We start from the raw sequence: 11,504 nt of genomic DNA, 5'->3' as shown, positions 1-11,504 counted from the left end.
CTGGCCACAGCAAAGAAACAGGGCCGCCTGGATATCTATCTCAAGCGTAGTGTGTTATCGCCAAAACTGTTGGTGATCGACGAAATCGGCTATCTGCCATTTGGCCGGGATGAGGCAAACCTGTTCTTCAACGTCATTGCCAAGCGATATGAGCAAGGCAGTGTCATCGTTACCAGTAACTTACCGTTCTCTCAATGGTCAACAGCGTTTGCTGATGATCAGACGCTAACCGCAGCATTGCTGGATAGATTGCTTCACCATGCCCATATCGTACAGATCAGTGGTAACAGCTACCGGTTAAAGGGAAAAAGAACAGCAGGTGTTTTACAAGACACTGAAACAACAAACTAATCAATGAAAAAGCCAAGGGTGGGTCAAATTTAAATTGCCGCTTTTATGTGGCAAGTGGGTCAAAATTAAATTGTCGTTGACACTTGATAACATCACATGACAGAGCTTAATTTTCTATCAGGTTATTCAGTTCAGGGGAGTCACTTCATGACCGTACATGGACGCTCACGTTATGTCAAGCTTCCAGTCGATGATTTTAAGAAGGTTAAAGATTGCAGCCACACATCCGGACTTTATATGAGGCGCATTGCCTCTGTCCCTGATGGAATCCACTGAGTAACGCCTCATCAGGAATTGCTGGGAGTGAAAATCACGGCGGGCAATGTCGATGACCGTGATCTTGTACTGAAGTTGGCACGCTCTTCGTTTGGGAAACTTTTTGGGGGGGGCATCTCCCGTCTGCTCTTTGCGCAGCTCTGGGAGCAAGGCGTGCAGCTCGTTACCAAGGTGCGTAAGACATGAAAAACAAGCTATTGTTACTATTTGACAAACTCTTGTTGCGTAAATGCTCGATCATTGAGACTGTCAGCGATCAATTGAAAAATATCTCACAAATCGAACATTCCTGCCATCGCAGCCCATTTAACTTCTTTGTTAATTTGATGGCCGGGTTATCGGCTCATACTTTCTGCGAGAAGAAACCCTTCCTTAATATTAGGTTTCCCCAGGCTCTTCCAGACGTGGTGTGATGATTTTTATACGAAACTCACGTTACTGAATCAATCTCGTGATATAAGCTAAGCTGAACAAATGCGTGACATTACCGTGACAGTGATTTTAAGCTTTATTTGAGAGAATCCCCGCTGAGTATTACATCCAAGATTTCTATCCAGTGATTGACAGGTAGTGAAGTGCCTTTTTGCAAATGCATTAAGCAACCAATATTTGCAGTAACCAGCTGATCTGGTTTTTCTGCGGTGAGATTTATTATTTTTTCTTTGAGCAATTGTTGAGATAAGTTTGGCTGCAGAATAGAGTAGGTGCCAGCAGAGCCGCAGCAAAGATGGGCATCTTTAACAAAACAGAGTGTAAAACCTGCTTTGTCTAATATTTTTTCAACGACACCGCGAATCTGCATGCCGTGTTGGAGTGTGCAGGGAGAATGAAACGCAAGCTTTATTTTGTTCGATGGCGCTGATTTTTCAAGAAGAGCAGTTAAGTTATTGGCTTCTGCTGTCAAGATCTCGCTGATATCTTTAGTTAGCGCTGAGATTTGTGCAGCTTTTTTTGCATAAACCGGATCGTGGCGCAGCAAATGCCCGTATTCTTTGACAGTTACGCCGCAACCGCTTGCAGTGATTACGATGGCTTCTATTGGCTGTGTACTTTTTTGTTCGTTTATAAATGACCACCAAGCATCGATATTACGGCGCATATGGTTCACACCATCCTGCTGAGCATCAAGATGATATGCAAGTGCACCGCAGCAGCCGGCTTGTTCTGCTTTAATCAATGAAATGCCTAGCTTATCCAAGACATGTGCGGTAGCAATATTGATATTAGGCGAAAACTCCGGCTGTACACATCCATCTAAGACGAGCATGGTCCGTTGATGTCCTTTCACTGGCCATTTTCTGGTATTTTGAATTTTGGGAGGGATTGACTTCTTTAGTTTTGCCGGTAGCAGAGGGCGGCAGAATTGACCGATTTTAAACAATGATTTAAATAAATACCGATTAGGAAGCGTTTTTGTCAGCAGATAACGGATTCCGTTTTCTCGCATGCTACGTGTTACATTTTTGTGGACAACGCCTCGACTAATATCCAGTAACCGGCTATAACGCACGCCTGAAGGGCAGGTTGTTTCGCATGCGCGGCAAGTAAGGCATCGATCGAGATGAAGTTGCGTTTTTTGGGTGGGCGGCTGTCCTTCCAGCACTTGTTTCATCAGGTAAATACGGCCACGCGGGCTATCTAGCTCGTCTCCCAATAATTGGTAAGTGGGACAGGTGGCCAGGCAAAAGCCGCAGTGTACACAGGATCTTAATATGGCATCGGCTTCTTCGCCTTCTGGGGTATGTTTAATAAAATCAGAAAGATGGGTCTGCATTGGTCAGTACTCTGGATACATTCGTCCGGGATTGAATATTTTGGCTGGATCAAATTTTTGCTTCAAACGCTGATGGAGTGTCATCATGTGGGGTGACAGTGGATGGAAAGCCTGAAGTGATGATTTCTCGCCATAAAATAATGTGGCATGACCGCCAGCAGCTTCTGCTTGCAATCGAATTATCTTTTCATTGAGATCTTTATCCGCCGCTAACCAACGTAATGCGCCGCCCCATTCTATCAATTGTTGACCTGGCAATAACAATGGCAAGGTGGAAGATTTAATCGATAAACGCCATAGCCTTGTTCCTGAGCTGAAAAAGGTATGAGTATGTTCACGAATGGATTGCCAGAACAATTTCCCTTGATTAATTTCTTCTCCGCCAAGTCTAGTGCGCGTAGCCTGCACGGCAGATTCAGCACCAGAGACTCTGACGAAGAGATTGCCATCATAAAAACAGGTGGCAGAAATCGGTAAGGGCTTGCTTGCCCATTGATGCATCTTATCGATAGCTTCGGCTTCTTTCATCGACATGCCGAGCGTGATTTCCATTGGAGGGATTGGCAATACCTTGAGTGAAACTTCCAGTAACACCCCCAAAGTCCCCATTGCACCTGCCATGAGACGTGAAACATCATAGCCAGCAACATTTTTCATTACCTGCCCGCCGAAATGTAAATCATCTCCTCTGCCATCAAGGATACGCGCACCTAGTACAAAATCACGTGCCGCTCCAGCATAGGGTCTTCGTGGCCCAGATAGACCGGTAGCGATACAACCGCCTAATGTCGCATTTTTCCCAAAATGAGGTGGCTCAAACGCTAGCATCTGATGATGCTCAAGTAATATCGCTTCAAGATCAGCTAATCGTGTACCTGCTCGCGCAGTTACTACTAATTCACTCGGTTCGTAATTGACGATCCCGGAATGAGTTGTAACATCGAGTGTATCGTAGGTATGTTTAGTTGCCTGATTTCCATAAAAATGCTTACTGCCACTACCTCGGATAGAGAGCGGCCTTTTATTTTTTACTGCAGTCCCAATTGCATGGACAAAGTGTTCAATTGAATCTGGCATAATGTGTACTGGCCCAATCAGAATCTGGGTATCGTCGGAAACCTGTCTTCCCCATGCCGCACGTGCATACCGCCCAATTCTGCGCAGCGATGGAGTGCTGGAATGGCTTTGCCAGGATTTAACAATTCATCTGGATCAAAAGCTGCTTTGATCGCATGAAATAAATTTCGTTCTGTGGGGGTGAATTGGAGGCACATTTGATCAAGCTTTTCTATGCCTACCCCATGCTCTCCGGTGATCGTTCCGCCTGCTTCGATACACATTTTCAGTATTTTTGCGCCAAAAATTTCGGTTTTTTCTAATTCTCCTGGCTGATTGGCGTCGTAAAGTATTAAAGGATGTAAATTGCGATCGCCTGCATGAAAAACATTCATGCAGCGCAGCCCATATTCAGCAGAAAGGATTTCAATACCATGTAACACCTGAGCGAGGTGTTTGCGCGGAATGGTGCCATCCATGCAGTAGTAATCGGGAGACACTCTGCCAGCAGCCGGGAAGGCTGCTTTTCGTCCCGCCCAGAAACGTAAACGTTCTGCTTCATCACGAGAAATGCTAATCTTAACTGCGCCATTATCCTGCATGACTGCGCTAATCTTTTGAATTTCACCAGTGACTTCTTCTCCCATACCATCAGCTTCACATAATAGAATGGCGGCGGCATCTAAATCATAACCAGCATGTAAAAAATCTTCCACTGCATGGATAGTGATTTTGTCCATCATTTCCATGCCTGCCGGAATAATTCCACTACTGATGATGCTTGCCACAGCATCTGCAGCTTTTTGGATATCATCAAATGCTGCCATCACTAATTGTGCTTTTTCAGGTTTGGGAATGAGTTTAACAGTAACCTCTGTGACAATGCCTAGCATTCCCTCACTGCCAGTCATCAGTGCTAACAAATCGTAGCCTGGGCTATCCAACGCGTTACTGCCAATCTCGTAAACTTGCCCATCTATGGTTAACACGCGCAATTTGAGTATATTATGCACCGTCAGTCCATATTTCAGGCAATGTACTCCACCAGAATTTTCAGCAACGTTGCCGCCAATTGTGCAAGCTATCTGGGATGACGGGTCGGGAGCATAATACAAACCGTATGGTGCTGCCGCTTCGCTAATCGCCAAATTCCTTACTCCTGGTTGTACACGTGCTGTACGTGTTATCGGATCAATTTCCAGGATATGTTTTAATTTTGCTAATGACAGCAAAATGCCTTCTGTATGAGGTAACGCCCCGCCTGACAGTCCTGTGCCTGCGCCACGGGCCACTACCGGTGTTTTGGTAGCGTGGCAAATCTGCAGAATCTTGATCACCTCTTCTTCTGCTTGCGGTAGCACCACGATCATCGGCGCTTGCCGGTACGCAGATAAGCCATCGCATTCATATGGTTTTAAATCCTCCATTTCATATAAAACAGCTTCAGGAGGAAGAAAAGAAAGCAGCTTGCTGACTAATTCAAAACGTGACATGGATCGATATCAGTTATTTGATGGTTGGCCAATCTTTCTAGAATGTAGATAATGGCGGAATTATCCCATTTAGCACCCCCATGGGCAATGCATGCAGTGTAAAGTGATTGTGTCATTGCCGTGTTGGGCAAACTTATTCCCAGGTCAGATGCGCAGGCAAGAGCGATAGCAAGATCTTTTTGCTGCAATTCAATGCGGAATCCCGGATCAAATGAGTGTTTGATCATGCGATTTCCATGAACCTCCAGCACACGTGATGAGGCAAAACCTCCCAACAAAGCTTGCCGTACTTTTGTAGGATCAGCACCTGCTTTCGATGCAAATAACAGCGCTTCAGCCGCTGCTTCGATCGTGAGTGCAACCATAATCTGGTTAGCGATCTTGCAAATTTGACCTGCACCGTTAGCGCCCACCAAAGTAATTGTTTGTCCCATTAAGCTAAGTAGTGGTTTTATTTTTTCAAATACGCTCTCAGTAGCGCCTACCATGATGGTTAGGGTGGCGTTCTTCGCGCCCACATCGCCTCCTGAAACTGGTGCATCCGCATAATCACAACCGAGTTGATTGATTCTGGCCGCAAATTTCTTGGTTTCGATAGGGGAAATTGAGCTCATATCTACGATTATTTTTTTTGTAGAATTACCAGTCAGACCATCAGTAACGCCATTATCACCAAATAAAACTTTCTCGACATCAGGTGTATCAGGTAACATCAGAAATATAATTTCTGCATTTCGAGCGATTTCTCTGGGTGAAGAGCAAGCTTTACCGCCTTGATTGATAAGTTCTTCAGGTACACCGCTACGAGAGTGCAAAAATAATTTGTATCCACCTCGAATAAGATGCTCTGCCATGGGCTTTCCCATGATGCCTAGCCCAATAAAACCAATATTTTTCACTCAATCTCCTTTTATAAGGGCGGATATTATTTTTTGTAATAAAGTATTGATCTGCTGCACCTGATTTTGATGATAATAACTAAAAAAGCGTTTCGTTGATATTGTTATAATTTCTATCATTTACTTGACAGTGCGATAGCTATTCATAGAAAACTCACTTCTTCTCACGTATAATCAAATAGAAATTTTGAACGTAGTCATTACAAGGCTACGTTTTGTGTCTGGTTAGATCCATAAGGAGTCTTTTGTGTCACAATATACACGTGCCATTCTCGTTCTGGAAGATGGCACTGTTTTTCATGGAGTTTCAGTCGGGGTTGAAGGGATAACTACGGGTGAAGTTGCTTTTAATACAGCCATAACAGGTTATCAAGAAATTCTTACTGATCCTTCCTATTGCCGTCAAATCATTACGCTTACTTATCCTCATATTGGTAATACTGGAGCTAATCCAGAAGATATAGAATCATCAAATATAGAAAAAATCTATGCTGCTGGTTTGGTAGTGCGCGATTTACCCGTTGTTTCTAGTAATTGGCGCAAAACTGAATCACTTTCTACCTTTCTCAAGAATCAGAATGTTGTTGCTATTGCTGAGATTGATACTCGTAAGCTCACACGGATTTTAAGGGAGAAAGGGGCGCAAGCAGGGTGTATCATGGCTGGGAGAATCGATGAATCTAAAGCATTGCAGCAAGCAAGATCATTTCCGGGATTGGCTGGCATGGATCTTGCCAAAGTCGTGAGCTGCAGCCAAGCATATGAATGGAATGAAGGCGAATGGAAACTGGAGAAAGATTTTCGAGTACAGCAAACGAAGTATTACCATGTTGCTGCTCTTGACTTTGGAATTAAACGCGCCATATTGCAGAAACTTGCCCAGCGACATTGCAAAGTGATGGTTTATCCTGCGCAAACACCAACAAGTGAAATTCTAGCATCCCAACCTGACGGTGTATTTTTGTCAAATGGGCCCGGTGATCCAGAACCATGTGACTATGCAATTAGTACTGCCCAGAAATTGTTGGCAGAAAAGATACCCATTTTTGGTATTTGTCTAGGCCACCAGATACTCGCGCTTGCAAGTGGTGCTAAAACAATCAAAATGAAATTTGGCCATCATGGCGCAAACCATCCTGTGCAAGATCTGGATAGCGGTCGAGTGATGATCACTAGTCAAAACCATGGATTCGCTGTAGATATTGATACGCTTCCATCCCAGGCACGTATCACCCATCTGTCGCTATTTGATAATAGCCTGCAAGGCTTTGAGCTTACTGAGAGTCCAGCTTTCACTTTTCAAGGTCATCCGGAAGCGAGTCCTGGGCCGCACGATGTGGATTATCTTTTCGATCGCTTTATCAGTCAAATGAAACAACGTAAAAGAAACTAATTTGAATCATAATTATTATAAATACCTGATTTGTACAATTGTCTGGTTAGAGGAACATGCCTAAACGTACTGACATAAAATCTATTCTCATTATCGGTGCGGGGCCCATTGTCATTGGTCAGGCCTGTGAATTTGATTATTCCGGTGTGCAGGCATGCAAAGCCTTGCGTGAAGAGGGTTACCGTATTGTTTTGATCAACTCTAATCCTGCAACGATTATGACTGATCCAGAAATGGCCGATGCAACTTATATCGAACCGATTACCTGGACAATGATCGAGAAAATCATTGAAATTGAGCGTCCGGACGCGCTATTGCCAACGATGGGTGGGCAAACGGCCCTGAATTGTGCGCTTGATTTGGTTAAGCATGGCGTTCTTGAGAAATACGGTGTAGAACTCATTGGCGCATCTCGTGAAGCTATTGATAAAGCAGAAGACCGAGAAAAATTCAAACAGGCAATGTCGCGAATCGGGCTGAATTCAGCACGCTCTGCAGTTGCACATAGTCTGGAAGAAGCACTGCAAGTACAAGCCATGATTGGCTATCCTGCTATTATTCGTCCATCATTTACATTGGGTGGCAGCGGTGGTGGTATTGCCTATAACCGTGAAGAATTTGTAGAAATCTGTGAACGTGGACTGGATGTTTCACCAACTAAAGAGTTGCTTATCGAAGAGTCAGTCATTGGTTGGAAGGAATTCGAGATGGAGGTGGTGCGGGATAAACAAGACAATTGCATCATTGTCTGCTCCATTGAAAATCTCGATCCAATGGGTATTCATACTGGAGACTCGATTACGGTTGCGCCTGCACAAACCTTGACTGATAAAGAATATCAACGAATGCGCGACGCTTCTATTGCGGTGCTGCGTGAGATTGGCGTTGAGACTGGCGGTTCTAATGTGCAATTTGCCATCAATCCACAAGATGGGCGTATGTTGGTTATCGAAATGAATCCACGTGTATCACGGTCCTCAGCATTGGCTTCCAAAGCTACAGGATTCCCTATTGCTAAAATTGCGGCCAAGCTGGCAGTAGGATATACGCTCAATGAGCTCGGTAACGATATTACAGGAGGGATGACTCCCGCCTCATTTGAACCAACCGTTGATTATGTCGTCACCAAAGTTCCACGTTTCGCTTTTGAAAAATTTCCTCAAGCCAATGATCGTCTAACGACCCAGATGAAATCTGTAGGGGAGGTGATGGCTATTGGCCGCACTTTTCAGGAATCACTACAAAAAGCATTACGAGGACTGGAAACCGGTGTGGATGGCTTGGATGAAAAAACCACTGATATCGAAACCATTGAAACTGAGCTGGGTCATCCTGGTTCCGAGCGTATCTGGTATATCGCGGATGCATTTCGTTGCAATATCCCATTTGACGAGATTCATAACCTTACACATATTGACCCGTGGTTTTTGTCCCAAATTGAAGATTTGATTAAACAAGAGCAGGCGCTCATCAGTAAGACGCACGAATCACTCGATTTCCATACATTGCGTAAATTGAAGCGAAGTGGATTTTCTGATCGGCGGTTAGCTAAGCTGCTCAATACAACCGAAGCTGTAGTGCGTGCACGCCGTCATCGAGAGAATTTGCGCCCCGTCTACAAGCATGTCGATACCTGTGCAGCGGAATTTGTTACTTATACCACGTATCTGTATTCCACTTACGAGGAGGAATGCGAAGCTTGTCCAAGTGACAGAAATAAAATAATTGTACTGGGTGGCGGGCCTAATCGAATTGGCCAGGGGATTGAATTTGACTATTGCTGTGTTCATGCATCACTTGCTCTGCGTAAGGATGGTTATGAAACTATCATGATTAACTGTAATCCGGAAACCGTATCAACAGATTATGATATTTCCGATCGGTTATATTTTGAACCGCTTACACTGGAAGATGTGCTGGAAATTGTTGCAATTGAAAAACCAGTAGGTGTTATTGTGCAATATGGTGGCCAAACACCCCTCAAATTAGCGCGTGAACTTGAAGCGAACGGTGTGCCCATTATTGGCACCAGTCCTGATATGATTGATTGTGCAGAAGACCGTGAGCGCTTTCAGGAGATGCTTCGCCAGTTAGGGTTAAAACAGCCGCCTAATCGCACGGTGCGAAGCACCGAGGCTGCCATGTCAGCAGCCAATGATATTGGTTATCCGTTGGTAGTCCGTCCTAGTTACGTACTGGGTGGCCGCGCTATGGAAATTGTTCATGAGCAGCGAGATCTCGAGCGCTATATGCGTGAAGCGGTCAAGGTGTCCCATGATTCACCAGTGCTGTTAGATCATTTTCTCAATAATGCGACTGAAGTAGATGTCGATGCAATATTCGATGGCGAAACCGTCCTAATCGGTGGAATAATGGAACATATTGAGCAAGCAGGCGTCCATTCTGGGGACTCTGCTTGTTCATTGCCTCCCTTTAATCTTTCTTTAGTCATGCAGGATGAATTGCGGCGGCAGACTGAGATGATGGCTCGCGCGCTCAACGTAAAAGGACTAATGAATGTACAGTTTGCTATCCAGAGTGACAATGTGTATGTGTTAGAAGTCAATCCAAGGGCATCCCGAACAGTTCCTTTTGTCTCTAAGGCAACGGGGCTTCAACTAGCAAAGATTGCTGCGCGATGTATGGTTGGGAGGAAACTATCCGATCAGGGTATTTTAAGAGAAATCCAACCATCCTTTTATTCAGTGAAAGAAGCGGTTTTTCCATTTGCCAAGCTTTCTGGGGTAGATACTATACTGGGACCTGAAATGAAATCTACAGGTGAAGTCATGGGGGTGGGAAATACCTTTGCAGAAGCATTTGTTAAATCACAACTTGCCACTGGTATTCGGCTGCCCATGACTGGCAAAATTTTTATCAGTGTGCGGCGAAGCGACAAGCCTGAAGCTGTTGGTATTGCTCGAAACTTTGCTAAGTTAGGTTTCACGATTTATGCTACTCATGGCACTGCTGAAGCGATGGCTGAAGCTGGTCTAGTAGTTAATAAAATTAATAAGGTTGCAGAAGGCCGCCCCCATATCGTTGATATGATTAAAAATGGAGAAATCTGTCTAATTATTAATACGGTGGCGGATAAACGCAGCGCAATTCAAGATTCATATTCGATTCGACATGCGGCACTACAAGCCAGGGTTACTTATTACACGACCATGGCAGGGGCGCGGGCTGCGTATATGGGTATAGCCAATATGCGCGAACTGCAAGCTTATAATTTACAAAAGCTTCATGCATAAAAAATTGATATTAGTAATACTAGGAATACATATGATGAAAGGTAGGAAAATGTTATGAGTCCAATTCCATTAACTGTGACCGGAGCAGAAAAACTGCGTGCAGAATTGCATGAAATGAAAACTGTCCAGCGTCCTGCTGTTATTGCCGCTATTGCAGAAGCGCGCGCTCATGGTGATCTTTCCGAGAATGCAGAATATGAAGCAGCAAAAGAAAAGCAGGGGTTTATTGAAGGACGTATTGCTGAGTTGGAGAATAAGCTTTCAAATGCTCAAATCATCAATCCTGCATTGCTAAATGCAGATGGTGCCTGTGTTTTTGGTGCTACTATCGATCTTAGGGATATGAACAGTGATGCAATAGTAACTTATCAAATTGTAGGAGATGACGAGGCCGATATTAAGGAAGGAAAAATATCTATCAGCTCCCCAATTTCCCGGGCTTTGATCGGTAAGTATGCTGGTGATATAGCGGTAGTGGAGGCACCAGGAGGTATCAGGGAATATGAAATTTTGGATGTTAAATATATCTAGTCGGCCCTGCAAAATACCTGAGACCCTCATGAACACATCGGTTCAAGTAAGAAACCAACCTCCTAAACTCTCAAACCTGCGTTTGAGCGCACGAATCGTCCAAGCCAAGTAGTGGAAGATCGATGATCTTTTCGGTAGCACGCAGGTGATTGCTGGAGCGGGTGTCAGTGCTGCTTGCCGTCCGCGTCTACCGATGCGACTGATGGTCTCCCTGCTGTACCTCAAGCACGCGTTCAATCTTGGTGATGAAGAACTTGTTGCTCGCTGGTTCGAGAACGTAGTATGGCAATACTTCAGTGGGCAAGAGTACTACACACTGAAGTTACCCTGTGACGCCAAAGGAATTCGAGCGGGTAATCGTTGATACGACCGTCCAGGAAAAGGCCATCGCCCATCCGGTCGACAGTCGCCTGTTGGAGATCGCCCGTGGCAAGGTAGCTCAAGCTGCCAAGCGGGTTGGTATCACTTTGAAACAGA

The 11,504-nt window shown here is 44.7% G+C and carries 8 protein-coding genes and 2 pseudogenes; 6 read left to right on the top strand and 4 right to left on the bottom strand.

The window, feature by feature from the left end:
• Together J5I83_RS02670 and J5I83_RS02665 are read left to right on the top strand one after the other, a co-directional pair.
• Positions 1 to 351: ATP-binding protein (locus tag J5I83_RS02670; protein WP_304053084.1), on the top strand; the 351-nt coding region annotated here is incomplete at its 5' end.
• Between the two features lie 303 nt (positions 352 to 654).
• A pseudogene (locus J5I83_RS02665) lies at positions 655 to 1,040 on the top strand (transposase).
• A gap of 95 nt (positions 1,041 to 1,135) precedes the next feature.
• Here J5I83_RS02665 and glcF read toward each other — a convergent pair.
• From glcF to J5I83_RS02645, 4 genes are read right to left on the bottom strand one after another with little or no spacing between them, the layout of a single operon-like run.
• Positions 1,136 to 2,401, bottom strand: a complete 1,266-nt coding sequence (glcF, locus tag J5I83_RS02660; protein WP_304053083.1) for a glycolate oxidase subunit GlcF — start codon at positions 2,399 to 2,401, stop codon at positions 1,136 to 1,138.
• A 3-nt stretch (positions 2,402 to 2,404) separates the two neighbouring features.
• Positions 2,405 to 3,478 carry a glycolate oxidase subunit GlcE gene (glcE, locus tag J5I83_RS02655; RefSeq protein ID WP_304053081.1) on the bottom strand — a complete coding sequence of 358 codons (1,074 nt, stop codon included), beginning with the start codon at positions 3,476 to 3,478 and terminating at the stop codon, positions 2,405 to 2,407.
• 17 nt (positions 3,479 to 3,495) lie between these two features.
• Positions 3,496 to 4,950, bottom strand: a complete 1,455-nt coding sequence (locus J5I83_RS02650) for an FAD-linked oxidase C-terminal domain-containing protein (RefSeq protein WP_304053079.1) — start codon at positions 4,948 to 4,950, stop codon at positions 3,496 to 3,498.
• Positions 4,932 to 5,849, bottom strand: a complete 918-nt coding sequence (locus J5I83_RS02645) for a 2-hydroxy-3-oxopropionate reductase (protein WP_304053078.1) — start codon at positions 5,847 to 5,849, stop codon at positions 4,932 to 4,934. The genes J5I83_RS02650 and J5I83_RS02645 overlap by 19 nt, the downstream gene beginning before the upstream one ends.
• A 247-nt stretch (positions 5,850 to 6,096) precedes the next feature.
• Between J5I83_RS02645 and carA the strand changes: the two genes are divergently transcribed.
• From carA to J5I83_RS02625, 4 genes and pseudogenes are all read left to right on the top strand, one after another.
• The gene (gene carA, locus J5I83_RS02640) at positions 6,097 to 7,242 is read left to right on the top strand and encodes a glutamine-hydrolyzing carbamoyl-phosphate synthase small subunit (RefSeq protein WP_304053076.1); all 1,146 of its coding nucleotides are present in this window, start codon (positions 6,097 to 6,099) and stop codon (positions 7,240 to 7,242) included.
• A 56-nt stretch (positions 7,243 to 7,298) separates the two neighbouring features.
• A complete protein-coding gene (gene carB, locus J5I83_RS02635; protein ID WP_304053074.1) occupies positions 7,299 to 10,496 on the top strand; it encodes a carbamoyl-phosphate synthase large subunit in 3,198 nt (1,065 codons plus the stop codon).
• Between the two features lie 54 nt (positions 10,497 to 10,550).
• Positions 10,551 to 11,027 (top strand): transcription elongation factor GreA, encoded by a 477-nt coding sequence (greA, locus tag J5I83_RS02630; RefSeq protein ID WP_304053073.1) that lies wholly within the window; start codon positions 10,551 to 10,553, stop codon positions 11,025 to 11,027.
• Positions 11,028 to 11,151: 124 nt separating this feature from the next.
• Positions 11,152 to 11,504 (top strand): annotated as a pseudogene (locus J5I83_RS02625) (transposase); the annotation flags it as partial.

The organism is Nitrosomonas communis, from assembly GCF_024102715.1.
GTDB lineage: Bacteria > Pseudomonadota > Gammaproteobacteria > Burkholderiales > Nitrosomonadaceae > Nitrosomonas > Nitrosomonas communis_B.
This window is presented reverse-complemented; position numbering and strand designations above follow the sequence as displayed.